Origin of the sequence: Streptomyces venezuelae, assembly GCF_008642375.1 — a bacterium.
GTDB lineage: Bacteria > Actinomycetota > Actinomycetes > Streptomycetales > Streptomycetaceae > Streptomyces > Streptomyces venezuelae_G.
On record NZ_CP029194.1, the window covers coordinates 1 to 25,427 of the forward strand.

Annotated in this window: 25 protein-coding genes and 3 pseudogenes; 15 read left to right on the forward strand and 13 right to left on the reverse strand. The window is 70.2% G+C overall.

The window, feature by feature from the left end; translation table 11 throughout:
• Window positions 1-177: 177 nt before the first annotated feature.
• From DEJ46_RS00005 to DEJ46_RS00015, 3 genes are all read left to right on the forward strand, one after another.
• Window positions 178-1,230: a serine hydrolase domain-containing protein gene (locus tag DEJ46_RS00005; RefSeq protein ID WP_223835416.1), complete on the forward strand. Its 1,053-nt coding sequence runs from the start codon at window positions 178-180 to the stop codon at window positions 1,228-1,230.
• Between the two features lie 123 nt (window positions 1,231-1,353).
• Complete coding sequence (locus DEJ46_RS00010; protein ID WP_150263266.1) at window positions 1,354-1,848, forward strand: MarR family winged helix-turn-helix transcriptional regulator; 495 nt, start codon at window positions 1,354-1,356, stop codon at window positions 1,846-1,848.
• Complete coding sequence (locus tag DEJ46_RS00015) at window positions 1,845-2,300, forward strand: MarR family transcriptional regulator (protein ID WP_150263268.1); 456 nt, start codon at window positions 1,845-1,847, stop codon at window positions 2,298-2,300. The genes DEJ46_RS00010 and DEJ46_RS00015 overlap by 4 nt, the downstream gene beginning before the upstream one ends.
• A 471-nt stretch (window positions 2,301-2,771) precedes the next feature.
• Here DEJ46_RS00015 and DEJ46_RS00020 read toward each other — a convergent pair whose 3' ends face one another.
• The 4 genes from DEJ46_RS00020 to DEJ46_RS00035 form a co-directional block, all read right to left on the reverse strand.
• Window positions 2,772-3,149, reverse strand: a complete 378-nt coding sequence (locus DEJ46_RS00020; RefSeq protein ID WP_150263270.1) for a Fic family protein — start codon at window positions 3,147-3,149, stop codon at window positions 2,772-2,774.
• A 275-nt stretch (window positions 3,150-3,424) separates the two neighbouring features.
• Window positions 3,425-3,766 (reverse strand): hypothetical protein, encoded by a 342-nt coding sequence (locus tag DEJ46_RS00025; protein ID WP_150263272.1) that lies wholly within the window; start codon window positions 3,764-3,766, stop codon window positions 3,425-3,427.
• 556 nt (window positions 3,767-4,322) lie between these two features.
• A complete protein-coding gene (locus tag DEJ46_RS00030; RefSeq protein ID WP_223834414.1) occupies window positions 4,323-5,006 on the reverse strand; it encodes a hypothetical protein in 684 nt (227 codons plus the stop codon).
• 820 nt (window positions 5,007-5,826) lie between these two features.
• Window positions 5,827-6,384, reverse strand: coding sequence for a hypothetical protein (locus DEJ46_RS00035; protein ID WP_223834415.1), 558 nt, complete (start codon window positions 6,382-6,384; stop codon window positions 5,827-5,829).
• Window positions 6,385-7,074: 690 nt separating this feature from the next.
• Between DEJ46_RS00035 and DEJ46_RS00040 the strand changes: the two genes are divergently transcribed.
• Both DEJ46_RS00040 and DEJ46_RS00045 read left to right on the forward strand, forming a co-directional pair.
• Window positions 7,075-7,680 carry a dihydrofolate reductase family protein gene (locus DEJ46_RS00040; protein WP_150263276.1) on the forward strand — a complete coding sequence of 202 codons (606 nt, stop codon included), beginning with the start codon at window positions 7,075-7,077 and terminating at the stop codon, window positions 7,678-7,680.
• 305 nt (window positions 7,681-7,985) lie between these two features.
• A pseudogene (locus DEJ46_RS00045) lies at window positions 7,986-8,438 on the forward strand (IS5 family transposase); the annotation flags it as partial.
• A gap of 283 nt (window positions 8,439-8,721) precedes the next feature.
• Here the strand turns inward: DEJ46_RS00045 and DEJ46_RS00050 are convergent.
• Window positions 8,722-9,564 (reverse strand): hypothetical protein, encoded by an 843-nt coding sequence (locus DEJ46_RS00050; protein ID WP_150263278.1) that lies wholly within the window; start codon window positions 9,562-9,564, stop codon window positions 8,722-8,724.
• 138 nt (window positions 9,565-9,702) lie between these two features.
• Window positions 9,703-10,587: a LysR family transcriptional regulator gene (locus DEJ46_RS00055; protein ID WP_150263280.1), complete on the reverse strand. Its 885-nt coding sequence runs from the start codon at window positions 10,585-10,587 to the stop codon at window positions 9,703-9,705.
• A 138-nt stretch (window positions 10,588-10,725) separates the two neighbouring features.
• On the opposite strand from DEJ46_RS00055, the gene mgrA reads away from it, so the two are divergent.
• The 3 genes and pseudogenes from mgrA (at window position 10,726) to DEJ46_RS00070 (ending at window position 13,843) form a co-directional block, all read left to right on the forward strand.
• Window positions 10,726-11,718: an L-glyceraldehyde 3-phosphate reductase gene (gene mgrA / locus DEJ46_RS00060; protein WP_150263282.1), complete on the forward strand. Its 993-nt coding sequence runs from the start codon at window positions 10,726-10,728 to the stop codon at window positions 11,716-11,718.
• Between the two features lie 319 nt (window positions 11,719-12,037).
• Window positions 12,038-12,463: pseudogene (locus tag DEJ46_RS00065) on the forward strand (LamG domain-containing protein); the annotation flags it as partial.
• 228 nt (window positions 12,464-12,691) lie between these two features.
• Complete coding sequence (locus tag DEJ46_RS00070; protein ID WP_150263284.1) at window positions 12,692-13,843, forward strand: S1 family peptidase; 1,152 nt, start codon at window positions 12,692-12,694, stop codon at window positions 13,841-13,843.
• A 56-nt stretch (window positions 13,844-13,899) separates the two neighbouring features.
• Here the strand turns inward: DEJ46_RS00070 and DEJ46_RS00075 are convergent, their stop codons facing one another.
• Both DEJ46_RS00075 and DEJ46_RS40660 read right to left on the reverse strand, forming a co-directional pair.
• Complete coding sequence (locus DEJ46_RS00075) at window positions 13,900-14,163, reverse strand: AbfB domain-containing protein (protein ID WP_150263286.1); 264 nt, start codon at window positions 14,161-14,163, stop codon at window positions 13,900-13,902.
• 40 nt (window positions 14,164-14,203) lie between these two features.
• Window positions 14,204-14,692: pseudogene (locus DEJ46_RS40660) on the reverse strand (AbfB domain-containing protein); the annotation flags it as partial.
• A 91-nt stretch (window positions 14,693-14,783) separates the two neighbouring features.
• Here DEJ46_RS40660 and DEJ46_RS00085 point away from each other — a divergent pair.
• Window positions 14,784-15,089: a histidine phosphatase family protein gene (locus tag DEJ46_RS00085; protein ID WP_411757701.1), complete on the forward strand. Its 306-nt coding sequence runs from the start codon at window positions 14,784-14,786 to the stop codon at window positions 15,087-15,089.
• A gap of 122 nt (window positions 15,090-15,211) precedes the next feature.
• Window positions 15,212-16,222: a tellurite resistance/C4-dicarboxylate transporter family protein gene (locus DEJ46_RS00090; protein WP_150263287.1), complete on the forward strand. Its 1,011-nt coding sequence runs from the start codon at window positions 15,212-15,214 to the stop codon at window positions 16,220-16,222.
• A 47-nt stretch (window positions 16,223-16,269) separates the two neighbouring features.
• On the opposite strand, the gene zwf is transcribed toward DEJ46_RS00090, so the two are convergent.
• The 3 genes from zwf to DEJ46_RS00105 form a co-directional block, all read right to left on the reverse strand.
• Window positions 16,270-17,718 (reverse strand): glucose-6-phosphate dehydrogenase, encoded by a 1,449-nt coding sequence (gene zwf, locus DEJ46_RS00095; protein WP_223834416.1) that lies wholly within the window; start codon window positions 17,716-17,718, stop codon window positions 16,270-16,272.
• Window position 17,719: 1 nt separating this feature from the next.
• Entirely contained in the window at window positions 17,720-17,845 is a 126-nt protein-coding gene (locus DEJ46_RS40405) for a hypothetical protein (protein WP_263411740.1), read from the reverse strand.
• Between the two features lie 266 nt (window positions 17,846-18,111).
• Complete coding sequence (locus tag DEJ46_RS00105) at window positions 18,112-18,546, reverse strand: MarR family winged helix-turn-helix transcriptional regulator (RefSeq protein WP_150263288.1); 435 nt, start codon at window positions 18,544-18,546, stop codon at window positions 18,112-18,114.
• A 120-nt stretch (window positions 18,547-18,666) separates the two neighbouring features.
• Here DEJ46_RS00105 and DEJ46_RS00110 point away from each other — a divergent pair, with 120 nt between their 5' ends.
• Both DEJ46_RS00110 and DEJ46_RS00115 read left to right on the forward strand, forming a co-directional pair.
• A complete protein-coding gene (locus DEJ46_RS00110) occupies window positions 18,667-19,794 on the forward strand; it encodes an NADH:flavin oxidoreductase (RefSeq protein WP_150263289.1) in 1,128 nt (375 codons plus the stop codon).
• Window positions 19,795-20,214: 420 nt separating this feature from the next.
• On the forward strand, window positions 20,215-20,595 hold the full coding sequence (locus DEJ46_RS00115) for a hypothetical protein (protein ID WP_150263291.1): 381 nt from the start codon (window positions 20,215-20,217) through the stop codon (window positions 20,593-20,595).
• A 1,080-nt stretch (window positions 20,596-21,675) separates the two neighbouring features.
• On the opposite strand, the gene DEJ46_RS00120 is transcribed toward DEJ46_RS00115, so the two are convergent.
• A complete protein-coding gene (locus DEJ46_RS00120) occupies window positions 21,676-22,020 on the reverse strand; it encodes a hypothetical protein (protein WP_150263292.1) in 345 nt (114 codons plus the stop codon).
• A gap of 955 nt (window positions 22,021-22,975) precedes the next feature.
• On the opposite strand from DEJ46_RS00120, the gene DEJ46_RS00125 reads away from it, so the two are divergent.
• From DEJ46_RS00125 to DEJ46_RS00135, 3 genes are all read left to right on the forward strand, one after another.
• Window positions 22,976-23,482: a hypothetical protein gene (locus DEJ46_RS00125; RefSeq protein WP_223834417.1), complete on the forward strand. Its 507-nt coding sequence runs from the start codon at window positions 22,976-22,978 to the stop codon at window positions 23,480-23,482.
• An 86-nt stretch (window positions 23,483-23,568) separates the two neighbouring features.
• A complete protein-coding gene (locus tag DEJ46_RS00130) occupies window positions 23,569-23,868 on the forward strand; it encodes a tail fiber domain-containing protein (RefSeq protein WP_223834418.1) in 300 nt (99 codons plus the stop codon).
• A complete protein-coding gene (locus DEJ46_RS00135) occupies window positions 23,865-24,542 on the forward strand; it encodes a 2OG-Fe(II) oxygenase (RefSeq protein WP_223834419.1) in 678 nt (225 codons plus the stop codon). Before DEJ46_RS00130 ends, DEJ46_RS00135 begins: the two co-directional genes overlap by 4 nt.
• A gap of 229 nt (window positions 24,543-24,771) precedes the next feature.
• Here DEJ46_RS00135 and DEJ46_RS00140 read toward each other — a convergent pair whose 3' ends face one another.
• The gene (locus tag DEJ46_RS00140; RefSeq protein WP_150263296.1) at window positions 24,772-25,374 is read right to left on the reverse strand and encodes a recombinase family protein; all 603 of its coding nucleotides are present in this window, start codon (window positions 25,372-25,374) and stop codon (window positions 24,772-24,774) included.
• Between the last annotated feature and the right edge of the window lie 53 nt (window positions 25,375-25,427).

Below are 25,427 nucleotides of genomic sequence, written 5' to 3' on the forward strand. Positions count from 1 at the left end.
TCACCGCCCGCAGCCTCTGAAACACCGTAATCCCGAAGGAGCGCACCCATGACGGACATGACCAGCAGGATCACCGAAAGCCGTGACGATGCCGGGGTGGTCACCCCTGCCGGTGCGACCGTGCCGGAGGCTGCTGCGGGGCGGGAGCGCCCGGAGCTGTGGAAGGCCATCGAGGAGATGGTCGAGGCCGGGTTCACCGGCGTGACGTTGCGCGTGCACGACGAGCGGGGCGAGTGGGTCGGCAGCTCCGGAACGCGCAGGCTGGGCGAGAGCGCGAAGCCGGCGACGGACGGGTACGTCCGGATAGGCAGCGTCACCAAGACCTTCACCGCGACCGTGATGCTGCGACTGGTGGCCGAGGGCACGGTCGGCCTCGACATCCCGGTGGCCGACTACCTGCCCGAGTTCGCACCGGACCGACGGATCACGGTGCGGATGCTGCTCCAGCACACCAGCGGGGTGTTCAACTTCACCGGCGAGTACTACGACGACGCAACGTTCGCGCCCGGCATCCCCGCCACCACCGCGGGCCGGGAGTGGGTGGACAACCGGTTCAGGACCTACGCCCCGCAGGAGCTGGTCCGCCTGGCGCTGTCCAAGCCGGCCCGGTTCGAGCCGGGGAGCGACTGGAGTTACTCCAACACCAACTACGTACTGGCCCGGCTGGTGATCGAGAAGGTCACCGGTCACTCGCTCGCCGCGGAGATGCAGCGGCTGATCCTGGGGCCGCTCGGACTGTCGGGCACCGTGCTGCCGGACACCAGCCCGGAGATCCCCGAACCGCACGCCCACGCCTACTACCGGTACGAGGACGGCGGCCGGCAGGAGACCGTGGACGTCACCCGCCAGAACCCCTCCTGGATCGCCACCGGCGGTGACATGATCTCGACCACCCGGGACCTCCACACCTTCATCTCCGCCCTGGTCAGCGGCAAGCTCCTGCCCGCGCCGCTGCTCGCCGAGATGTGCACGACGCATCCCAAGGCCGGTTACGGCCTGGGGGTGATGGTGCAGGACGTCGGCGAGGGCGGCGGCACCGTCATCACCCACAACGGCGGCATGGCGGGCCACGCGGCGCTGATGTACAGCACGCCCGACGGCAGCAGGACCCTGACCGCCGCGGTGAACTACGTGGACGATGCCGCACTGTCCATGGCGGCGGCGTTCCAGCAGGCGACACAGAAGCTCGTCGACGTGGTGTTCGGCAGCCCCCAGGCCGAATTCGCGTGAGCAGCCGCCTTGTACGGCCCTGTGGCTGATCGCCGGACCTCGAGCGTTCTCCTCACAGGGTGCGCCGCCGCATCCACCAGAAAATAGTAGCCATGAACATGATAGCTATGTACTCTATTCGGCATGAGCAAGGCTTCACCGGGCCCCACGCCCGGCTTCCTGGTATGGCGGCTCGCCAACAAGTGGCGCGTCGCGGTCGATCGCGCATTGGCCCCACTGGGCCTCACCCACGCGCAGTACGTACTGGTCGCATCGCTGCACGGCATGCAGCGCGCCGGAGAGCGGCCCAGCCAGCGCCGACTCGCCGACCACACCGGCCTGGAGGCGCTGTACGTCTCGAAGCTGGCGCGCGCCCTGGAATCGACCGGCCTGATCGAGCGCACCCGCGATCCCCGCGACCCGCGCGCCGTGCAACTTGCCCTCACCGAGCAGGGCCAGGCCGTCACACGACAGGCCATCACGGTGGTCCAGGAACTGCTTCAGCAGTTGCTGGAGCCCCTGGGCGGCCTCGACGCCCCCCGAACGCGCGCGTTCACCGACGAGCTGACGACCCTGCTCGACGCACCTCTCACTCCATCCGCACCGAACGACGAGAACACTCAAGGAAGAACACCATGACCGTCACTGCAACCACCACCGCACCCGTCGCCGACGCCCGCGCCCTCGGCCTGGCCCACTACGCCGCCCGCGGCGTCCTGGAGCACGTCCTGGCCCGGCATGGCTTCACCTTCCAGCAGCAGGTCACCCTGCGCGCCGCCATCAACGCCGACGCCCCGCAGACTGCGGACGATCTCGTCACCCAGATCCAGGGCTCCCTCAAGTCCGATCCGGCCGACATCCGCACCACTCTCGACGAGCTGCTGGCCAAGCAGCTGCTCGTCGCAGACGGCGCGCACGTTCACCCCACGGATGCGGGGCGCAAGGCGCTCGCCGCCGCCAGCGCGGAGACCGCCCCCATATCCAACCGCGTCTGGGACGGGATACCCGCCGACGACCTGGCCGCCGCTGGCCGTGTCCTCGCCCTGGTCACCACGCGCGCCAACGCGGAACTCGCGGCCCTGACCGCCTGACCGAGCCCATGAGGGCAATGCTCAACCGTCGGTCCCCGAACGCGCGCGACACGCTCGTGCGAGACCGCCGGGGCCACAGAGCCGTCACCGCCGGCCGGATCCGCAGTCCCTGGCCCTGACCGAGAACGCGGTCAAGGCGAGCATGCCGTAGACCAGCCGCGTCCCTGAACTGCTGGCCCTTGGCGTCTGGGCCGATGCTGTGGACCGTACGCCACCCGAAAGCCGCTGTGCCCGGACCATGCGGCTCGGGTGTCTCACCGAAGGACTCACACCGAAGGACTCAAGTACGGCAGCGCTGCAGTCGGGGCGGACCACACGGACCCGGGCTTCCATGAAGGGCCGGATCACGGAGTACGCAGCGCCAAGCACGGCCCCCCTGTCGGTATACACATGAACCTGCACAGCCGGTACGGACGTACGAGCTCACCTTCCGGTAGGCCTGATCAGGAGAACTGGAGGAGGGCTGTTGCGTCAGCGAGGGAATCTGGTGGCCCGTTGGTGGGTCGAGCGGATGAGGACGAAGACCAGAGCAGCCAGGTCTGCCGCCCCGGCGTCATCGTCCGCGTAGCGCGTGGTCTGCAAGGGGCCGACCCGGTCCAATCGGACTCCCTCCAGCTCCAGGATGTAGGCCAGGGTGAGCATGGCCAGGCGGGCGTTGCCATCCGGGAAGAGGTGGAAGAACGCCACGTCCAGGTAGGCCCTGGCCGCCCGGGAGGCCAGGGGGACTCGCGCGTCGGCGCTGTCGCGCAGACAGTGCTCGAAGTCGCGCTTGGTGCGTGACGTCAGGGCGTAGCGTTCCCGGCCGCCCTTGGCGAAGGCGTCGCCTTGTCGGAACTGCACTCCAGACATGCCGAGGACGAGCTGCTGCCATCCGGTCAGAAGCGGGCAGGTGAGAGAGAACCTATGAGAAGCGTCTGTGCGCGACTGAGCCAGCACCCCGAGCAATCGCCGGCCTCGACGAGGTCCGCGGAACGGCCCCCTGCCCCGCACCAGGTGGTGAGGCCGTCCACGATGGGCTCGACCGTGGCCGGCACCTCACCGGCCGCGGAAGTCCAGTCGATCTGGTTCCTGATCTGGACCCAGGCGGCCGAGGCGTCAGCGTTCACGGCAAGGCTGCGCTCCGGTCACATCTGCGGCGAGGTCCTCTCCCACCGTGTCGATGAGGTCCGCGACGGCGCGGTCCAGCTCTTGAACCGTCCGCCGATTGCGGTGTCGACCGCGTCTTTCGCGTCATGCGCCTCCACGCCCTTGGAGGAGAGGAACCACGCCAGAACCGTGTGACAGAGTCCGTACCAGCCACACTCGGCACCCGTGCGGTCCATGACCACCCTCACGAGACGGGTGGCCGCCCGCTCCAGGTGCCAGCTGCGATCCTCGGCATTCGCTCCGGTGGGTGGAGCCAACCCCTCGAACCGCTCCGCCAACTCCTCCAGCCAGTCGCGCCACTCCAGCAGCGACGCGACCACCTTGGCGGCCGTTGCTACGGGCCCGCCTATGGAGTGGGCGGTGCAGCACCAGTGGGTGACGACGCCACCGCCGCCGCCCTCGTCGACCGCTCAGTGCCATCCACAGGCCCACCGGCCGTATCGGGCGGCCAGGAGCGCCGTGACCTCGGTGGTGGAGCGATGCCTCTCTTCCCACCCGGCATCGTCAGTAGGCACCATCGAGGCGATCACCGTAGCGATCTCGGATGCCTCCGCTTCGCCCCAGGCGAAGGCGATGCGGTCGGGATCGACGGCAGACCACGGCAGCCGGGCCGGAGCGAGCCTCGAAGTTGTTAGCCGTGGTGTTCCTCCAGAACCAGGCACGCTAGGACAACCGGGCGATCATGCCAAAGGCTCGTAGCCTCGGCACGTAAATTCGGGCGCACCCATTTCCCATCAGGGCACCCAGCGCGACACTGCCTGGCCATCTGCTCCGCCCGATACGGCAGTCGACCGGGCACGTTCACGCTCGCCGGCTCTGTCGCTGGTCTTGTGACTGTCTGGCCGGTGGCAAGGGAGCGTCGTGCGGATCGGTGGGTCAGTAGCGGTGGTTGGGCCAGTGCGGGTCCTCCCAGCGGTCGGGTCCGGTGACGCCGAGGAGCCGTATCCGGTGGAGGAGGTCCTCCGGTGCACCATGGGCACGAAGACGGGCAGGCGCGTGGCGGACAAGCCACGCAGTCAGTTCGGCGCGCATCTCTTCCTCGCCCTCCCAAGCACTCCAGGGAAGCCGGTCACCGAGCAGGTCGTACTCCCAGTGGTCCGCCGCCTCGGCCAGGTGCCCGTCTGCGACAGGGTCACTCAGCGCTTCCCAGGCCTCGAGCCACGGGCTGAGGGTGCCCGAGGCCTCGGCACTCAGGACAAGGAGGTCGTACGCCGGCACGGTGGGATCCGGATCGGTGAGGGTGTCCGCCCACCAGGCCCGAAGGAACTCCTCCACTGCGGCGGTCTGCTCGGCGGGCCACTCCTGCCAGTTGCCAAGCGCGAACGCAAGCCCGACCCGTTCCATACCGAAGTGAGGTTCGATGAGGCCGCTGACGAGAGCTGAGGCGAACTGAGGCAGGATCCGGCGCAGCACCGAGGCCCGGTCGGTCCAGTCGGTGGCCTGCCACGTGCGCCGCAGGAGATCAGGGTCCAGTTCCACGTCCGCCACCTTGAGCCGCGCGAGCTCCTCGGCGCTACCCCAATGGCACTCGCAGTTGAACTCCTCGGGGTGAGCGGTCATCCCGCGGAAGGTGACGGCCAAGCCGTCCAACGCGGCATCGAGCCGAAGGCGCGCACGAGGTGGACCGAGGTTTGTCACAGGCGTTCACCCTCTGGGAACTCCGGCAGCTTCCGCCGGCCGAAGATCACCAACCTACCGGGGCAGGGTTCCCCCTGTCATCACAATGACCACCTCTCGGCTCCCGCAACGCTCCCGCTCACCCAGAGACAAGTCACAAGATCAGCGACAGGGCCCCTGCACTTGCACGCGGGTGAGCACTTCGAGGAGTACACCGACACCCGGTCCACCCATCCGCCATCGGGCACCATCTCGCACTATTCGATCTTGCGCGGGGCAGCGTCCCACCGACAAGGGCATCACATGTCGCCATGAACACAACACCTCCGAATCACGCCCTCGTCGAAACAGGTTGGCACAAGACTCCGGCCGCGACGCCGACACAGGCTGTCACCATCGTGATCGACCGTCTGCCCCCCAACTACGGACCTGCTGCCACCCAAAAGGAACTCGCCACTCACGACGCCGCGCTGCCCGCAAGCCCCGAGACCCGAGACCTGAGACCCGAGACCTCAACCGCCACACGAACTGATCCGGGGCCAACCGTCACGGCCAGATTCCAGCGAGCAACCCCCAGCCCACAAACAACCCCGACCACTCGAACGTCGATGACACACGCCCAATCATCAATGACACAGAACAGTGCCGGAGCGCGCCAAGTGTCACCTGACCGTGCTGCCTGTCACCACTACAGCCGACCCATGACCGCCGTCGCAGCAGGACGACGAGCCCACCGCCCGAGCAGCCCCAGAGCCCGCTCCCCTCACGCGCAGCCACGCTCGAGTACGTGCCGGTTGACAGGCAACAGGCAACAGGATACGCCTCGGCAAGTACCGTCCAGCATGGTCTGCGCCACGGTCAGCCAGCCGATGACCGGCTCCACTCCGAGGAAATCCGCCAGGCGCGACACTTCCCTGCTCGCGTGGACCAGCAGCCCCTCACAGACCAGAGCGATCCACATCGATGCGGGAATCCCCTCCAGGTGGGCGATACCTTCCGTGACCAGGCGGGACCACAGCTCGCCGAACGCAGTGAGCGGGATGTCGCGGTCCCACACCAGTGCAGGATCAAACCGGTCGGCGAGCAGCGGGGCCAGGTCAGGCGGAAGGGTCCGCACGTGTTCTTCGGTGAGTTCGCAGAGCCGACCGACGCCGCAGGGTTCGAGGATCTCACGCTGGAGCAGGATCGTTCGGTAGCCGGGATGCCGACTCATGGACAGGGCGCAGTCAGGGCCGAAATCGGCCAGGTGAACGAACTGTGCCTCGGGGAAGAGCCGACGCAGACGGGGGATCCATTCAGTGGAGTAGCCCGACCGTTCCACGACGGCTGTGCGACCGAACCGTTCGCACAGCACCCCGAACAGACCGCGGTAGTGGTCGGCCGCGTAGCGCGGGGGCCACCGGAGAGGCGAGCAGCTCGTTGAGGCTGAGTACGTCGGGGTGGAGGTTGATCACGCGGGACAGGGCGGTCGACCCACTGCGTCCTGTTCCCACGATGAACGTCAAACGGGCGCACGATCTCCCCTTCGACCAGGTGATCGCACGATAGTGGAACGTGACAGGAGAGCGGTCGCAGATCCCGAGAGCGGTCGCAGACCCCGAGAGCGCCCGCCAGACGACCGACGCAAGACGTGAAGGCGACGGCAGCCGCCAGCCACGTGACCTACATAGCGCAGGTGACAGGAGACTGAGGACTCCCTCCAGGTGACAACTGCCTTGCAAAGGCAGTGACAACCGTCCTGCTTCAGACGGCCCCTTCCCCCAGGGCCCGCGGGCGGTCTGGTGACAGCTACCGCGCTTCGGCACACGTGTGACTGAGCGTTTCAGTTGGCCCCTGAGCGTTGCACTTGCCCGGCTGAGCGTGGGGGTTGGCTCGGACCGTTCGTGGGTGGCGCTCCGCTGATCTGATCGGCTGCAGCGCCATGGGTTTTCTCGTTGCTCCACAGCGTGGCCGATGAGGTTGCGGCTCCCTGACAGTCCAAGCTCGTGACACCCCAGGAAAGGACACCGCCATGTCGGAGCTTCTCGTCGACTTCATCACTTCGCTCGACGGCCACGCCTCGGGAGAGGGCTGGCCCGGGTTCTGGGGCCTCGAGGGCCCGGAGTACCTCGCATGGCTCGGCCAGCAGCCCGAGGCCACCTACCTGATGGGAGCGAACACCTACCGCCTGATGTCGGGCTTCGCTGCAGGCGAGGTCCCGGATGGCCAGGACGAGTTCAGGCCCGAGGAAGAGGCGTCCGTCGACGAACTCACGCGAGCGTCCAAGGTGGTGTTCTCCTCCTCACTCGACGAGCCACTGACGTGGGCCAACTCCACGCTCGTCCGCGACGACGCCGTCGAGGCTGTCCGCGCCATGAAGTCGAGTGGCTCGGGGCTCCTCAGCACGATCGGCAGCCTCAGCCTGTGCCGGTCCCTGCTGCGAGCCGGACTCGTCGACCGCTTCCGGGTCGTGATGTTCCCGGTGATCACCGGGGCCACGGGCGAGGAGCGCATCTACGACGGCTATCCGGACGTTGCCCTCGAAATGATCGAGCACCGCACCTTCGACGGCCGGATCCAGCTGGTCGAGTACAAGCCCCGCGTGCTTGAGCACCCGCCGCTCGGCATCCCTGCGTGACCGCCGCCCCGTCCGCCGGTCTGGACGGCCGCCAGGCCGGCGCCGGCGGGTGCGGAGCAAGATCTCGCAGGCGGCCGGCCAACGTCGGGACGCCCGGTCCACCTGGCTCCCGAGCCGTCGCATGTCAGCCCATGTACGTCGTCCCAGGCCTCCCAGGTCTCCCAGGCCGCGGGCGAGCGAGACCGAGCCGGCTGTCTGCGGGAGGGTGAGCCAGGTCCAAAGCTCGCCACCACGGCGGGAGCGAGGAGCAGTTGAGGAACGTCTGGAACGCGAAGGCGCAGATGCCTTTCCAGTGCCAAGCGCTCTTCCCCGGGCGGCTGCGTGCTCCCGACCGAGTGGCACTCGCCGGCGTCATGTACGTGCTGCGGACCGGCGTCGCATGGCGTGATGTCCCCGCGGCGACGGTGGGCTGCTCCGGGGTGACGGCCTGGCGTCGGCTGCGGGACTGGGCCGAGGCCGGCGTCTGGCCGCGCCCTGCACGCCGCCTTGCAGACCGAACTTCGCCGCGCCGGGCTGCTGGACCTTGACGACTGCTCCGTAGACGGCTCGCACATCCCGGCCCTCAAAGAGGAGATCATGTCGGACCCTCCCCCGTCGACCGGGCCCGCCCCGGCTCCAAGCACCACCTGATCGCCGACCGCAACGGAACCCCGCTCGCCGTCACTCTCACCGGCGACAACCGGCACGACGTGACCCAGCTCCTGCCGCTTCTCGACGCCGTCCCGTCGATCCGGGGTTTGACACCAGGCCCAGCGCGCATGCGTGAGCCAGAGCTCGCCCAAAGCACCTTGCCGGGCCGGCGGGTGGCCGATCCCGCGCACGTGCGGAACGTGAGGCCGGCTCTGGAAATGCGCACCCGTCCTGTGGACGACCCTCACAAGCAAACGGGCAGGCCGGACACCACGCAGGTCCTGATCCGCTGTCGCCGCGAACCGCGCCGTCCCGCCGGCCGCCGTACCTCAAGCCCTACGAGCTTGAACGGCGTCGACCCCGTCGCCTTCGGAGTGACTGGTCACGCGCGCACTCATGCATAGCGACTCATCAGGGACGTTCGTAGTACTGGAGGATGCCGCCCGCGGAGAAACAGAGGGCACCGGTGAGGGTGCCCCAGTCGGCGATGTCGGCGTTGATCAGGCTGCCGGTGGCGGGGCGGGTGTACGCGGCGAGTGCCGAGACCATGAAGAGGACGGAGCCCAGCTGGTTCACGGCGACGATCCACCAGCCGAGGTCGCGCTGTCGGATGCACGGCCGGCCGTGGCAGATCTCGGCGAACGCGAGGTGGCCGGAGATCAGGAAGAGCACGCAGCCGATCACATCGGGTGCCCAGATCAGCCGGTTGACCTGCTGGGTGGTCAGGCCCTGGAGGAAGGAATCGAGCAGGTCGACGGCGAACACCAGGGTGCCCGCGAACAGGACGAAGGCGCTCAGCCAGTCGACACGCATCGGCTCATAGCTCCACCACCGCCACCCTCGGGCAACGAGGGTGCCGTCCCCTCCGGGCACGTGCCGCGGGGCGTTGATGACCTGGAGCAGGGAGACGTAGCCGCCCGTGTTGAAGAACAGACCGCCGGCGAAGTAGATCGAGGCACAGGTGGTGGCGTCGCCGGAGCCGAACTGGGCCACGGCGGCGCCGGCCGCGAAGAGCGCTCCGCCGATCACGAAGGCGGTGGCGGCCACGGCGTTGAGCCTGCGGAGCCGGCCGAGGGCGGTGTCGTCGGCTCTGGCATCACGGGCGCCGGCCGCGCCGGGCGGACGGACCGCGATGAGGCCTCGGCGCCGGGCGGGCCGGGATTCCCAGACGGCCGTGCCGCCGCCGGGCGGCTGCCAGGTGAGGCGGGTCGTGAACGGTCCTGTGCCTTCGGCGCGTTGATCGGGCTGTCCCACAGGCCGAGGCTAGACGTCGTGCCCGTCGTCGGCCGAGCGCAACACCGCCGGTGAGGCGGACAGCGCCTCGCGAGTGCGGCGGGCCGCCGACACCGACGAGGGCGGGCGCGACCTCGTCGGTGTCGGGTCATGGGGCCGTCACCGTCTGCCTCTCTCCACTAGTCTCATCAGCGCGCGGGCTGCCGGGCTGGTGGCATGCGGCGGCGGCAGCAGGGCCACCGTCTCGTAGACCGCCTTGCCGGTGTCGGCGAGAGGGGCGGCGTGCAGGGAGTCCCGTTTGTGCCGGAAATGCCGAGGTACGGCAGCGACACCGAGGCCCTCCTCCACCAGGTCCAGGAGGCTGTGCACGTCGTTCACCTCCAGGCTCACGGTCCGCAGTACGCACGCGGAGGCGAAGGCCTCGTCCGTGGCCCGGCGCGGTCCCCAGCCGGGGTGGAAGTCGACGAAGACCTCCTCGGTGAGGTCTCCGAGGGTGAGGTCCGGGCCGGCCGCGGCGAGAGAGTGCTCAGGGTGGCACAGCAGGGTCATCGGCTCGGTGGCCAGCGGCACCGACCGCAGTCGGTCGGAATCCGCCCGGGTGCGATAGGCGAAGGCCAGGTCGAGGCGCCCCGCGGCGACGTCCTCGGCCAGTGCGAGCCCACCTTCCTGCCGGAGCCGTATCTCCACCCCCGGGTGCCGCTGCCTGAACGCGGCCAGCAGCCCCGCCACGTGCACTCCGGCGACGCACTGCTCGGCCCCGAGGGAGAGCGTGCCGCGCACCACGCCCTGCACGGCCGCCACCGCCTCGTGCGCGGCCCGTACCTGTGCCAGGATGCGCTCCGCCTCGACCAGCAGCGCCCTCCCGGCCTCCGTCAGCGTCACCCGGCGGGTGCTCCGTACGAACAGCGGCGCCCTCAGGTCCCGCTCCAGCGCGCGGATCGATGCCGAGAGTCCGGACTGGGAGACCATCAGCCGCTCCGCGGCCCGTGTGAAGTGCCGGTCCTCGGCGACGGCGACGAAGTGCTGAAGATGGCGCAGTTCCATGACTCAGAAGCCTATGCACTGAATCCCATCGGATTCTCCTGTTGGATTCATGTTCAGAGGTCGGGGGAGATTGGTCACGCCACGACAAACCCGCCGCGCACCGATCGCCGTGCGCCGGTCCCACGCCATGGAGTCGCGTTGTACACCGCACATCCCGCCCGCTATGACGACATGCCCTACCGGCGCTCCGGGCGCAGCGGCCTGAAGCTCCCCGCCCTCTCCCTGGGGCTCTGGCACAACTTCGGCCCGGACCGTCCCGCCCAGACCCAGCGCGCCATCCTGCGCCGTGCTTTCGACCTCGGGATCACCCACTTCGACCTGGCGAACAACTACGGCCCGCCGCCCGGCGCGGCCGAGTCCGCCCTCGGCGAGTTCCTGCGGACGGATTTCGCGAGCTACCGCGACGAGCTGGTGGTCTCCACCAAGGCCGGATACATGATGTGGCCCGGGCCGTACGGCGAGTGGGGCTCCCGAAAGTCCCTGCTGTCGTCGCTCGATCAGAGCCTGGGCCGGCTCGGCCTCGACTACGTCGATGTCTTCTACTCGCACCGCTTCGACCCGGACACGCCCCTGGAGGAGACCATGGGCGCCCTGCACTCCGCGGTCCAGCAGGGCAAGGCGCTCTACGTCGGCGTATCCAACTACTCGGCCGAGCAGACCCGTGAGGCAGCCCACATCCTCGGCAAGCTCGGCACACCCCTCACCATCCACCAGCCCCGCTACTCCATGCTCGACCGGCGCCCGGAGGACGAAGGCCTGCTCGACGCCCTCGACGACCTGCGGGTCGGTTCCATCGCCTACTCCCCGCTGGAACAGGGCCTGCTCACCGGACGCTACCTGGACGGCGTCCCCGATGACTCCCGGGCCGCGAGCGACAGCCCCTTCCTGAACCGCCACGCCCTCACCGAGGACCTGGTGACCCGGTTGCGCGCCTTGAACGACATCGCCGCGTCCCGTGGCCAGACCCTGGCCCAGCTCGCCCTCGCCTGGGTGCTGCGCGGCGGCCGCGTGACCTCCGCCCTGGTGGGAGCAAGCAGCGCACGACAGCTCGAGGACAGTGTGGCCGCCCTGCGCAACCTCGACTTCGACACCGAGGAACTCACCCTCGTCGACACGCTGGCCCGCCCCTGAGCCACGAGGGCCACCCCGCAACCGCGACCGGCCTCGGTCCCCTGTACGACGCAGGCCGGAGTGGAGGACCGGGACCGGCGAACCGGAAACCTGCGGTGCCGTGCGAGACGGGCCGGGGCGCCGACCAGCTGCGGAAACTCGTTGAGGCGGTTGGTGCCGCAGGAATTCTGCCGCGACGGTGCCCGGCCGAGCGCTCCTGCCCCATGGGCGGAAGACTGGTAGGCCCTAGACACTCCGCGTTCGCAGCGGATCAGTTCGTGGTTCACCACGGTCAGCGCCCGTTCATGAGGCCAGCTCGCGGAAGGACCGAGTATGCCGCCCCACGCAGGGCGGCGCCTCCTGGTCCCTGGACGAGGGCGCGGGCACAACCGCCCTTGACTCGGGACCGAGTGGACGGACGCTCACGCTCAAGGAGGGAACGGGCTGGAGCGCCGGGGCCGGCGGAAGTGCGCTGAAGCAACCGCGCCCGCTACGTCACGACTCCCGAACCGGGGCGCTGGTACCACCTGGTGGGCGTCCGGGACGCCGAGAGGAACGAGAACCGGCTGTACGTCGACGGCGTCCTCGCCTCCACGGCGGTCGCGGGTCCGGCCGATGTGAGCACGGGTCCGTTCGCGGTCGGCCGCGCCAAGTGGGGCGGCGGGAACGTGGACTTCTGGAAGGGCTCGGTCGACGGGTGCACGCCTTCGACAAGGCGCTTTCCTCCGATGAGGTGGCCGCGCTGCCCGCAGCCGAGAAGCCGTAGGGCGACGTCCGCGGGGCCGCGCGGGAGCACCGCGCGGCCCTGGAATCCCCGGACCGCGGGCACGGGCCCGCGGTCCGGGACTTCGCCATGCCCGGGGGCGGCGCTCCGGGACTGCCGTCGCGACGGCCGAAACCTGGTATGGACCTGACAAGCTCGGCCGGTTAACGTGGCGAGGGCGCCCATTGAGAGCGCTCTCACGATGGCCAACCCCCCACACCAGGAGGTCCCGTGAAACGCACCACCCCTCTGCGCGCCGCCATCGCCGCCCTGCTTCTGACGGTCGGTCTGGGCGCCGCCCAGGCCGGCGCGGCGGGCGCGGCCCCCCTTCCGGAGCCCGCCGCGGCGCCGTCCGCCTCGGCCGGCCTCCTCGACGCCATGAGCCGGGACCTCGGGCTCACGGCGGCCGAGGCCGAGGAGCGGCTCAGCGCCGAGAAGGCCGCCGTCGAGGTGGAGAAGGACGCCCGCAGGAGCGCGGGCGACGCCTACGGCGGTTCCTGGTTCGACGCGGCGACCGGGCGGCTCGTCGTCGCCGTGACCGACCGCGCCGAGGAGGCGGAGGTCCGGGCACTGGGCGCCGACACCCGGCTGGTCCGGCACAGCGCGGCGGCACTGGACCGCGCCAAGGCCCGCCTGGACACGCTGAACGCACCCGCCGGAGTGGCCGGCTGGCACGTCGACCCGAGGAGCAACAGCGTCGTGGTCGACGTCGTGCGCTCCGAGCGGCAGACCCCATCCGTGCGGTCCTTCGTGGAGCGTGCGCGGGCCGGCGGCCCCGTCACCGTCGCCGAGACGGCGCAGGCGCCCCGTACCTACGCGGCGGGCACGGTCGGCGGCGACCCGTACTACACCGGCAACGTCCGCTGCTCGATCGGCTTCTCCGTGTACGGGGGCTTCGTGACGGCCGGACACTGCGGCCGGGCCGGCGCGGCGGTGCGCGGCTGGGACGGTTCCGCGATGGGCACCTTCCAGGGCTCCTCGTTCCCGGGCGACGACTACGCGTACGTCTCGATCCACAGCGGCTGGTGGACCGTGCCCGTCGTCCTCGGCTGGGGCACCATCCCCGACCAGCTCGTCCGCGGGTCGGCCGAGGCGCCGGTGGGCTCCTCGATCTGCCGTTCCGGCTCGACCACGCACTGGCGCTGCGGCACGGTCCTGGCCAAGAACGAGACGGTGAACTACAGCCAGGGCGCTGTGTACCAGATGACCAAGACCAGCGTCTGCGCCGAGGGCGGCGACTCCGGCGGCTCGTTCCTCAGCGGTGACCAGGCCCAGGGCGTCACCTCCGGCGGCTGGGGCAACTGCTCCTCCGGCGGCGAGACGTGGTTCCAGCCGATCAACGAGATCCTCGGCCGGTACGGCCTGCGGCTGCACACCGCCTGAGTCCGTGACGCCGGACGGGTCCCTGTCCGGCCCGCACGGGCCGGACGGGGTTCCCGTCAGGGCCCAGGGCGGCTCGACCGACCAGCTGCTGTCGGCGCCGAGCGTCTGGGGGCGGTCGAATCCCCCGCGCCCGAGGCGATGTACACCGCGGACTCGAAGTGACGCAGACAGGAGCCGGGGATGTTCAGCGACTCGAAGGTGACGCCGGTCCCGCCGATGCCCGGGCGGGCGCAGAAGGTGGCGTCCTGGTGGAAGAGCACCGAGCCGTCGTCGGCCGCCGTGCGCACCCGGCTGTCGGCGTGTGGCGTTGAGGCCGCCACTTCGGGCGAGGTACACGCCGTCGGCGTAGTGGCGCAGGTAGGGGCCGGGGAAGTTCAGGGACTCGTACGAGGTGCCGCCGGCCGCGAGTCCGGTGCGGGCGCACCAGGTGGCGTCGGCCGCGAACGTGCCGCTGGTGTCGCCGTCGAGGCGTACGCGGCCACCGGAGTGGCGCAGGTAGCGACCGGGGAGGTTCACCGGCTCGAAGGAGTGGCAGCGGGGGTCGGCGAGCCCGGTGTCGGTGCGGAACGAGGCGTCCTGGCGGGCGCCGTCGGCGGAGGCCGCGGTCAGCACGTCGGTCCGGGCCGGGGAGTGGGAGTGGCGGAGGTAGCGGTCGGTGTGGCGGGGGTGGTGACCCGGAAGGAGCGGACGTGCCCCAGGCTGAGGCCAGGTGCGGCATTGAGACTGCGGGAGGCGGCGATGAGGTCGCCGTGGGCCGCCCGGAGCCGGGCGGTGTCGACCTTCTGGACCCTGCGGTCGTAGCTGAACAGGCCACCGGCACACGGCGGACCTGGCCGGGCTGCGGGACACGGTGCTCGACGAGGCTGCGCGAGTGGGACTACGGCGGGTACGAGGGGCTGACCACCGCCCACATCCACGCGCCCCGGCCCGACTGGTCCCTGTGGGAGGACGGAGTGGCCCGTACGCCGACGGCCGGACGGGCCAGACGACGGAGGACCTGGGGCGGCGCGCTGACCGGGCCCTGGCGCGCGTCGCGCCCCTTCTCGCCGCCTCCGAGGAGGACGGCGTGCTGGTCACGCACGCGCATCTGCTGCGCGCCCTGACCGCCCGCTACCTCGGCTTGCCGCCCTCCGAAGGCCGGCTGTTCCTCCTCGCGACGGCGCGGGTCGGCAGGCTGTCCACGGAGTACGGACTGCCGGTGGTGTCGGGCTGGAACCAGCGTCCGCTCCCTCCTTTCCACGGGTGACACGGCACGGCCGATACGCGCCACCGAGGCACTGGGCAGAGCCGAACGGGTGCCGGTTCCGCCCCCTCGCCCGCCCTCTCCGACGAGTGGCGGGCCGCCGGAAGCAGCGATGCGATGGGGCCATGCACGAACGCCAGCAGGTGAGGCACCGGTACGCCGGGCACTGGGCCGCGTGGCCGCCGGTGACCGGTGCTGCGGTCATGGCCACCGGAATCCTGTCGGTCGGTCTGAGTCTGACCGGCTTCGAGGTGGTCTCCGTGGTGGCGCTGTGCCTGGCCACGGCACTCTGGGTGCTGCTCGCGTTCGGTTTCTCCGCCCTGGTCCTGGAGGACCACCGCCGCTGGGAGTCGATCGCCGACACCCCGCCGGCACTCACAGCGGTCGCCGCCACGACGGTGCTCGGTGTCCGGTTCGAACTCCTCGGCCTCACTCCGGTGGCCGTGTCGCTCCTGGTGATCGCCGCGGTGGCGTGGCCCGTGATGCTGATCGCCGTCCTCCGGCACCTGACCCGTCGGGCACCGGGCGCCGTGTTCCTGATCTGTGTGGCCACCCAGGGGCTCGCCGTCCTGTGTGCCGTCCTCGCGCCGGAGGCCGGCGACTGGCTTGCCCGGGTGGCCCTCGGCCTGTTCCTGGTGGGTCTCGTGTTGTACGTCGACGCACTGGCCCGCTTCGACGTCCGCCAGGTGACGACGGGCGCGGGCGACCAGTGGATCGCGGGTGGGGCCTTGGCGATCTCCGCACTGACCGGATCGAAGCTCCTCGCCTCGGGCGTCTGGTCGGGCGGGGCGGCCACGGCGCTGAGGGTCGCCACGCTCGTCCTGGTGGCTCTCGATCTGGCCTGGTACGCGGTCCTGCTGTGCGGCGAGGTCGCACGCCCGCGCCTCGGCTACGACGTCCGCCGCTGGGCTACGGTCTTCCCCCTGGGCATGACGGCGGTGGCGTCCCTCTCGGTGTCGGCCGCCACCGGGGTCGGGTGGCTGGAGGGGGTGGGGTGCGTACTGCTGTGGATCGCCGTCGCCGCGTGGCTTCCGGTCGCCTACGGCTTCGCGCGCTCGCTCGTGGGCCGCACGCATGACCGCTCCTCCCCCGCTGCCGGCGACGGTCGACCGCTCCGCGTGCACCGGAGGCGGTGACGACCGCAGCGGCCGAAGCAGTCGGGCTGCGGATTCCGGGTCAGCTGCTACGGGGGAGGGAGGTGCCAGTGGTAGGGCCGGATGAGCGCCGCCAGGCTGTCGGGGCCCCAGGATCCCTTGGCGTACGGTTCGACCGGCGGTGGGGAGTCCAGGAGGGGCGCGGCCACCTCCCAGAGTCGTTCGATGCCCGTCGCGTCGGTGAAGAGGGACTGGTCACCCAGCATGGCGTCCAGGATGAGGCGCTCGTAGCCCTCCAGGGCGTGGTCCCGGCTGAAGGAGTCGGCGTAGTCGAAGACCATGGCCGCCGGGGTCAGGCGCATGTCGGGGCCGGGCTTCTTGGCGAGGAAGCGGGTGGTGATGGTTCCGGGGTCGTTGAAGTCGATGACGAGCTCGTTGTGACGGCCTTCGGCGGACTCCTGCGCGGCCAGCGGGAACATCCGCAGGGGCGGTTCGCGGAAGCCCAGGGTGATGACGTGGCGGCTCGCGGCGAGGGCTTTGCCCGAGCGGAGGTAGAAGGGAACGCCTGCCCAGCGCCAGTTGTCGATCTCCAGGCGCAGGGCCGCGAGCGTCTCGGTGTCCGAGGCCGGATCGACTCCCGGCTCGTCGCGGTAGCCGTCGTACTGTCCTCGGACCACCCGGGCCGGGTCGACGGGGCGCAGGCTCCGGAAGACCTTGTCCTTCTCCGCGCGCAGCGAGTTCGCGTCCAGGGTGGCCGGCGGTTCCATGGCGATGAACCCGAGGAGCTGGAACAGGTGCGTGACGATCATGTCGCGGAAGGTGCCGGTGCCCTCGAAGAAGTGGGCGCGGCCCTGGATGTCGATGTGCTCGGGGACGTCGATCTGCACGTGGCTGATGTGGTCGCGGTTCCAGATCGGTTCGAGGAGTCCGTTGGCGAACCGCAGGGCGAGGATGTTGTCGACGGACTCCTTGCCCAGGAAATGGTCGATGCGGAAGACGTGGGACTCGTCGAAGACGGAGTGGATGGCGTCGTTGAGGGCACGGGCGGAGGCGAGGTCCGTGCCGAACGGCTTCTCCACGATCACGCCGGCGTTCCGGGCCAGTCCGGAGGCACCGAGCAGGTGCACGACCGAGGCGCAGGCCTGCGGGGGTACGGCGAGGTGGTGGAGGAGCCGGGGAGTGCCGCCGATCTGCCGTTCGGCCTCCTGGACGGCGGCGACGAGCGGGCCTGGGTCCTCGGGGTCGGCGGCGCCGAAGGTGAGTCGGCTCTCGAATTCCAGCCACTGCGGGCCCTCGGGCTTGGCGAGGCCGAACTCGGCGACCGCCTCGCGCGCGTGTTCGCGGAACGCTTCGCTGCTGAGGGCGACCGCGGCGGGGGCCGAGCCGACGATCCGGTAGCGGCCGGGGAGCAGTCCGGCTCTGGCCAGGTGGTACAGGCCGGGCAGGAGCTTGCGGCGGGCGAGGTCGCCGGTGGCGCCGGAGATGATGATGACGTGGTCGTCGGGGGTGGCTCCGCCGGGTCTGGGGGATGCGGCCACGTCAGTTCGTCCTCTCGCCACGGTCGCCGGACTCGTCGTGCGTCGTGGAGTGGACCTGGCGGGCGGGCCGGTTCGCCGGGGCGGTGAACCGGTCGCCTCGGGAGAGCACGTCCGGAATCTGCTCCACGGGGCCACTGTGGAGGCCCTGCGGGAGTCCGGCACTCTCCGGCGGGCCGACCGGGCGACCGGGCGACCGGGCGACCGGGCGACCGGGCGACCGGGCGACCGGGCGACCGGGCGACCGGGCGACCGGGCGACCGGGCGACCGGGCGACCGGGCGACCGGGGAAGGTACCGACCAGCGGCCGAGCCGGCGTATGTGATCACCGCGGCGGCCCTGCCTGCGTGGCTTGGCCGTGAGGGCGTCGGCGCGCAGGTGTGCGCCAGGCGAGGGTCAGGCGGTGGGCGGGGTGAGGAAGACCCGTTCCAGCAGGGCGTACAGGGCGCCCTGGTCGTCGGCGCCGAGCCCGGCCAGACCCTCCTGGGTGATGTGCATCTTCGCGCGGATCGCGTCGGTGACGCGCTCGCCCTCGGCCGTGAGGATCACGTTCTTGACGCGCCGGTCGGCAGGGGCGGCTTCGCGGCGCACCAGGCCGCGCTTCTCCAGCCGGTCGATGATCCCGGTCATGTTGGAGGCGTCGCAGGTCATGGTCTCGGCAAGGGCACGCATCGCGGCCGGTCCCCGGCGCAGCACGGTCAGGGCCCGCCCCTGGCTCGCCGTGAGGTTCTCACTCGCAGCCGCGACGGTGAAGTCGCCGTAGTAGACGCCGAGCGACACGGAGAGCAGCTCCAGGAGCTGGGCCGTGTCAACGCGGGGAGCTTCTGTCATGGCGGCCACTCTAGCCCAGAGATACTTGACCATCTCAAACATCGACGTCTACCGTCGCCTTCGTTGCATGAAGTTCTCAAGCATCAAGGTTGTCAAGTAATTGCCACGAGGAGCGTCCCTGTGACCGTCACCGCGTCCCCCAGCTCACGCGCTGCCGAGATCCTGTCCCGGCCTGTCACGCTGAACGGCCTGACCGTCCCGAACCGCATCGCGATGGCCCCGATGACCCGCATGTTCTCCCCCGGCGGAGTCCCCGGCGAGGACGTGCGGTCGTACTACGCCCGACGCGCCGCGGCCGGCGTCGGCCTGATCGTCACCGAGGGGACCTACGTCGGCCACGAGTCGGCCGGGCAGAGCGACCGCGTGCCGCGGTTCCACGGCGAGGAGCAGCTCGCGGGCTGGGCGAAGGTCGCCGAGGACGTCCACGCGGCCGGCGGCACGATCGTGCCGCAGCTGTGGCACATCGGCATGGTGCGCGAGCAGGGCCAGGCGCCGTACCCCGACGCACCGGCGATGGGCCCCTCCGGCATCCGCACGGACGGCACCGAGGGCGCGGGCAAGGCCATGACCCAGAGCGACCTGGACGACGTCATCGGCGCCTTCGCCGAGGCCGCCGCGGCCGCCGAGCGCATCGGCTTCGACGGCGTCGAGCTGCACGGCGCCCACGGCTACCTCCTGGACCAGTTCCTGTGGGCGGGGACGAACCGCCGTACCGACGCCTACGGCGGCGACCCTGTGGCCCGTACGAAGTTCGCGGCCGAGATCGTGGCCGCGGTCCGCCGGTCCGTCTCGCCCGAGTTCCCGGTGATCTTCCGCTACTCGCAGTGGAAGCAGGACGCCTACGACGCGCGGCTCGCCGAGACCCCGCAGGAGCTCGAGGCGATCCTCGCCCCGCTCGCCGCGGCCGGCGTCGACGTCTTCCACGCTTCCACCCGCCGCCACTGGATCGCCGAGTTCGACGACTCGGACCTCAATCTGGCCGGCTGGACCAAGAAGCTCACCGGCAGGCCCACCATCACTGTCGGCTCGGTCGGCCTCGACGGCGACTTCATCCACGCCTTCGCCGGCCAGGGCGCACCGGTCCAGGGCATCGACGAGCTCCTCGACCGTCTGGAGCGGGACGAGTTCGACATGGTCGCCGTCGGCCGCGCGCTGCTCCAGGACCCGGAATGGGCTGCGAAGGTCCTCGCCGGGCGCACCGACGAACTGAAGCCGTACGACGCGTCCGCCGTGAGGACGCTCAGCTAGCGTCGCGCGTCACGACTGCGCGGCGACGCGGCCGACTGACGGGTGCGGCCCGGCTGAAAAGCCGGGCCGCACCCGTGTCGAAGTGTCCGCCCCGCCGACACACGGCGGACGGCCACCAGCCTTCGACGAGGAGCGGCACAAGAAGCGCAGCACCGTCGATCGGGCGATCAACCGCCCCAACAGTCCCGCGGGGTCGCCACTCGCTACGACAAACGCGGCCACGTCTTCCTCGGCACCGCAACCGTCACGGCCCTCGCCATCCGGCTCCGCACGTGATCGGTCGGTGCCGAATGGTTGCTCGCCTCTTGTTCGTTCAGAGCAGGGCAAGCTGTGCTCGTAGCCCTCAACCTTGTAGCCCTTGAACATGAGCGAGACCTCCTCCCGAACCGGCCCTCGCAGGCAGGGAATGGCGTTCTCCAAATGCGTCCGGGCCTCAAGCAGGCACTCCAGAACCTGAAAATAGACGGCGCCGCGCCGATGCTCGCCGGTGTCGGCGCAGACGTCTTCCGCTCAGCCGAGACATCGCCGCAGCAGGTCGCCGTCCAGTTCCGCACGTTCCAGAGCCGGCTGGAGAACCGGCCTCGTCAGGAGGTCGAGCGGGTTCTCGTGGAGATGGAGCCCCGTGTCGGCTGTCGGCAGCGCTTCATCCTGCCGAAGCCCGTACTTCTCCTCGACCAGACGCCTGGTCTCGGGAACGCGTTCAACCAGCGGAGTCAGGGCATCGTCGTCAGCGATCCCAGCACCGTCCATCCCGTCGCGCGACGACGGCAGGGAATCGTCCGGCCGCCGGCGCTTGTGTAAATCGAGGCATGCCCGGCTACTCCGCTTACACGCATGATCGCCCTGACAGTTCCTAGTCGAAGAGCCATCGGACACTGCCCAGCTTTAGCAGAGGGCGGAACGTTCCGGAGCAGCTGTAGGCCGCCACCCACCGAGCACGGGTGCCGGCCTGCGTTGTATCGCCGCCATGACACCAGGTCAACAACAGGTAGGGGATGAGAGATAGCCTAGGAACTGTCCCAGCTTGATCCCGGTCCGCAGAACGAGCCTGAGGGGACGTTCAGGCCTCGTTCCATGCGTGGGCGCGGCCTCCGCGCACCCGTCTCCCTCCCCGCCTCATCGGTCACTTCTCGCGGTCCTCTGGTTCTGAAGCCTCAGGCAACCTGCCCCTTAGTCGGTAGACGTCGTGGCGGGCGCCCCAGACCAGGCGCTGCAGGAGCGCGGAGAAGTATCCGAGACGAGCAGCCCTCAGCCGAGTCCCAGAAGTCCGCGGGGGCGTACGCCTCCGTGGCCTCGGAAGTGTGCGGCCGCTCTTCTTCGCTGCTTCCTTCATTTCGCTGACCGTCGTGGTGCGAGTGCGGGATATACGTCCCGTGGGGAGAAGAGCGTCCCACTTCCGTCGGGTGGGACGAGCCAGGAAAGCCCGGACACTCTCCGGCCGGGGTCGGGCACGGCCAGCCAGGTCCCGGTCGTCAGATGCCGAGCGGCGCGCTCCAACCTCGTGGCGGGGCTGCCTGGAGTCATCAGGAGCACAAGTTCCTGACGCCTGGTATCGCGGAGCACTGGGCCGGTTGTTGGGTGCCCCGAGCGTGCGACAGAGTTCAGAAAGCTGTGTCCCAGCGCCTCCGGGACCGCCAGGGCGTCCCAGAGCCGCCCTGCCGGCAGGAGCACCACACCCCGTTCGCTCAGTCTCCATTCACGCAGACACGCGGTGGGGTCGTCATCAGCGGAAGCCAGCCACCGAGCCGACCACAAAGAGGGATTCATCTGCTACCTCGTTCCCGGGATCAGCCGACGAAGTGGCCGACTATCCCGGATCAACAGCGGCATGGGCAGGGAGGCGGAGCGTGGCGGATTCGACCGGCCGATTCTTGTGATCTGTCAGACGTTGCCAATCCCACTGAGCCACCGCCGCAGCGCGATGTGGGTGGTGTCGTCCAGCGTGCAGAGGGCCTCGATGGCGTCGAGGTCGCCCGGCAGGGGCGCGATACCCGCCGTGGTGAGAGCGGCGTGCAGCTCCAGCCGGCGGCGGTCGGCCGGCTCCAGACGAATGGACAGGCGGCTCGTGGGCTCAGCCGCCCGCAGCGGGTAGTCGCCGAACGCCATGGTGCCGCGGGCCGTGGACGTCTCCTCGTGCCAGTCGTCGATGTGCGCGGCAGGGAAGCGGTACGGGTCGAGATCCAACAGTGCGGCCGGAGTGTTTTCGAGCGCCTGAAACCCAGTCATGAGTGCCTCCGCAGTCGTCGTGCAACTGCAGAGGACGACGGCACGGGGGCTGAGGACAGTTGCGGCACAAGGGGACATCCACCCGCATGTCCCCTACTCCATCTCGTCACAAGAGAGATGACCTGACCGGCCGGGTGCACCGCATACGCCGCTCGCGGACCTCGTCAGGCGAGATCCATCCGCCCGAGCGCCCTCGGCCGCGACGAGGTCCCCGGCGGTGACCGACGGCCCCGATACCGGCCCGCGGGAACGCCAGCGCGTCGGAGAACGGGAACGCGACCTCACAGGTCATCCGTAGAGCATCGCTTGAAGGGGCTTGAGGCCGAGGTCCTCCCGCAACGCATGGCGGCAACGATGCTCGCCCGGGCCAGCGAGACGTCCGGAGGGGGTGCCGGATCTGATGTACGTCCTGGGACGATTCACCCCCGCCGCTGTAGCGTGCCGCTGGCTGGGCTCCGGGGGCGGGAGGGTCGCTCCTGGGAGCTTCGATCCGCTGGGGGTACTGGGGCGACAGAGGGGGACGGTGACGGACGAGGTCAGCGTGCCGCGGAGGCCAGAGCCTCAGGACCAGTCGGCGGGGCAGTCTGCCGGTTTCGGCCTGGCGGTGGCGTCGCAAGCGCCCTGGCCCCTGGAACAGGCCGCCGACGCGACCCTGTGCAGTGTCCGGCGGATCAGAGCCCGGGTACTCAGGGTGGCCACTCCGCTGGCCGGTATGAATCGTCCGCGTTCGTCACAGTGCCGTCCGTGATTCATCAGATGGTGCGTACTCGTGTTCATCGGACGCGTATGCCGGACGGGTATGGCTACGGTCGTTCGTGTCGTCCCACGGGGGGCGGCACCGGTCGAGTGCCGCATGCGCCAGGACCGTCCCGGCCTTCCGCGCCGGTGCGGAGCGCGCCCGGGCGGCTCCCAGGGAGTGGACATGGGTTCTGTTGGTCGTAGGAGCGTCGCGGTGATGGCAGCCGCTCTGGCGTCGCTGGGGGCGGCGAGCGGTGTCGCCGCGACCGCGACCCCCTCGTCACCCGCGCCGTGCAGCGGCGCGGAATGCCCCAGCCTGAAGCCGGTCAGGCTCACGACCAGCCAGGCCACCTTGAACGTCACCCAGATGCAACTGGAGAACATTCACGCGATGGCCTCCGACGCCATCACCGGGGAGCCCATCCGTGGAGCGAAGATCGTGTTCGCCACCGTCGGCGGCCGGACGCTGGGGGCCGCCTTCACCGACTACGACGGTGTGGCCTCGATCACCGCCCCGGAGAACCTGGGTCCCGGAACCCTTCAGGAGCTGCTCGGCGGTTACGAAGCCGCGCTCGTCGGCGACGGCGTACACGCTCCCGTCGGGGCCCACGGGGCCATCACCGTCGGTACCGACCAGGGGCCCGGGGTACCGGGCGCTCCGTGCTCGCTCTGCAGTGACCGTGGGCTCAAGCAGGACGTGGTCCCGGTCGACTGGAGCCGGTGACGATGGGGATCCTCCACCGGAGGGCTCGGGCAGTCCGCGACACTTCTCCGGACCCTGGCGCGGCAGTTCCGCGGGACGGCATCGCCGTGGCCCCGGTCAGCGCGGTCAACGGCTTCGCCGTCCTGGCGACCGTGGCCGCGCTGCCGGTCAGCACCTGGCGCTACGTGTGGGAGCCCGAGGACGTCCGTCACCTCGGGCCGATGGCCCAGGACTGGCACGCGGCTTTCGGCTTCAACCGGGACGACACCAGGATCCCCGTCGTCGACGGCCTCGGCGTGGCCCTGGTCTGTATCCAGGCGCTCCAACGCCAGGTGGAGGAGCTCGGGGCCGAAGTGGCCCGGTTGCGCGAGGGCGCGGCCACGGCCCCGTCCGAGGCGGGGCGATGACGGTGCACGGTCTGTCGCCGGATTCCACGGAGGCGGTCTGGCGGATTCCGGCAACGGTCTGCCGCATCACCGGGTTCCTGGGCGAGCGGACAGCCAGCCTCCTGCTCGAGCGTGCCATCGCCTCCACGGGCGACCGGCTGAAGCCTTCTCTGGTCCGGGACCGAGAGCTGGCCCCTGACCTGCGCAAGTCCCGGTCGTGCCCCGACTTCCAGGCACCTGAGCTGCTGGCGGCCATCGACGACGTCCGGGAGGCCCTCGAACACACGCTGGGGGTCGACTGCCGCTACACCGAGCCCAGTTACGGCCTCAACGTGCACAACGACGGTGACTTCTACGGGCCGCACCAGGACACCAGCGCCGCGTACGCCCCCCGCCGTCTGCTCACGTTCGTGTACTACCTGCACCGCACGCCCCGGCCCTTCGGGGGCGGCGAGCTGCGGGTCTTCGACGCCGCCCTGCCGCTGCACACCGAGACGACCGGAGCGTGGGAAGAACGTACCTGGCGGGACTGGGAGCCCGAGCACGACAGCATCGTGTTCTTCCTGCCCACAGCCTGGCACGAGGTGCGACCGGTCGTGTGCCCCGGAAGGCAGCACGGGGACAGCCGCTTCGCCATCAACGGCTGGCTGTGCGCACCCGACCCCGCGCACCGCGGCGGCGAGGAGTGCCGGTGAGAAGCGGGCCAGAGCCTGATCCGCCGGACAGGGCCCAGTCGACTCCACGGCTCGGGCGGGGACGACGATGCGGCGGTCGATCCGTGGGCGGGCTCCTCCACGGCCGGTCCTGTCCGTCCGAGGAACCGCCTCACAGTCGAAGCGGGAAGGGCGGAGAGCTGCCGATCGTGTCGACTCGGCCCCGTAGTCCTAGCTCGGACACCGGGGAGCAAGTAACCCGCCGGTAGCTTCAGGGCTTTGCGACGGCGGTCTTCTTCGGCTGGCGGGGCACGGTCTTCTCGCGGTCAAGGTGTCCGTAGACCGTGGAGCGGGGGACGTTGAACATGTCGGCAATCTGCTGGACGGTCTTCTCGCGAGCGTCGTAGAGCTGCTGGGCCAGTTCGGCCTGGTCCGGAGTCAGCTTGGGGCGGCGCCCGCCGACCCGGCCGCGGGCCCGCGCGGAGGCGAGCCCGTCGTTGGTGTTCGCCACGATCAGTTCACGCTGGAGCTCCGCGAGCACGGACAGCATCCCGAACATTGCCCGACCCTCCATCGTGGAGGTGTCGATGCCCTGCTCGATGATGTGCAGCCCGATGCCACGCGCGCGCAGGTCGGCTCCAAGTGTCACCAAGTGCAGTACGGAACGGGAGAGTCGGTCGAGCCGGGTGACCTTCAGCGTGTCGCCCTCGCGCAGCACCTGCAGGACGAGGTCGAGCTTCGGGCGGGATGCCTTCGCACCGCTCGCGGTGTCGACGTGGATGTGGTCGCGGTCGACGCCGGCCCGCAGAAGGGCGTCGATCTGATGATCAGGGTTCTGGTCGGCGCTGGAGACACGCGCGTAGCCGATGAGCATGTGTCGGAATCTATCGGCCGGACCGTTCACCGACGTTGATTCCCGACGCGAGT

Excerpts from the sequence above, each read along its gene's own strand:
- DEJ46_RS00005 (WP_223835416.1), top strand. The coding sequence starts at position 178 with ATGGTCGAGGCCGGGTTCACCGGCGTGACGTTGCGCGTGCACGACGAG.
- DEJ46_RS00010 (WP_150263266.1), top strand. The coding sequence starts at position 1,354 with ATGAGCAAGGCTTCACCGGGCCCCACGCCCGGCTTCCTGGTATGGCGG.
- DEJ46_RS00015 (WP_150263268.1), top strand. The coding sequence starts at position 1,845 with ATGACCGTCACTGCAACCACCACCGCACCCGTCGCCGACGCCCGCGCC.
- DEJ46_RS00020 (WP_150263270.1), bottom strand. The coding sequence starts at position 3,149 with ATGTCTGGAGTGCAGTTCCGACAAGGCGACGCCTTCGCCAAGGGCGGC.
- DEJ46_RS00030 (WP_223834414.1), bottom strand. The coding sequence starts at position 5,006 with ATGACCGCTCACCCCGAGGAGTTCAACTGCGAGTGCCATTGGGGTAGC.
- DEJ46_RS00040 (WP_150263276.1), top strand. The coding sequence starts at position 7,075 with ATGTCGGAGCTTCTCGTCGACTTCATCACTTCGCTCGACGGCCACGCC.
- DEJ46_RS00055 (WP_150263280.1), bottom strand. The coding sequence starts at position 10,587 with ATGGAACTGCGCCATCTTCAGCACTTCGTCGCCGTCGCCGAGGACCGG.
- DEJ46_RS00090 (WP_150263287.1), top strand. The coding sequence starts at position 15,212 with ATGCACGAACGCCAGCAGGTGAGGCACCGGTACGCCGGGCACTGGGCC.
- DEJ46_RS00105 (WP_150263288.1), bottom strand. The coding sequence starts at position 18,546 with ATGACAGAAGCTCCCCGCGTTGACACGGCCCAGCTCCTGGAGCTGCTC.
- DEJ46_RS00115 (WP_150263291.1), top strand. The coding sequence starts at position 20,215 with ATGCGTCCGGGCCTCAAGCAGGCACTCCAGAACCTGAAAATAGACGGC.
- DEJ46_RS00120 (WP_150263292.1), bottom strand. The coding sequence starts at position 22,020 with ATGACTGGGTTTCAGGCGCTCGAAAACACTCCGGCCGCACTGTTGGAT.
- DEJ46_RS00125 (WP_223834417.1), top strand. The coding sequence starts at position 22,976 with ATGGCAGCCGCTCTGGCGTCGCTGGGGGCGGCGAGCGGTGTCGCCGCG.
- DEJ46_RS00135 (WP_223834419.1), top strand. The coding sequence starts at position 23,865 with ATGACGGTGCACGGTCTGTCGCCGGATTCCACGGAGGCGGTCTGGCGG.
- DEJ46_RS00140 (WP_150263296.1), bottom strand. The coding sequence starts at position 25,374 with ATGCTCATCGGCTACGCGCGTGTCTCCAGCGCCGACCAGAACCCTGAT.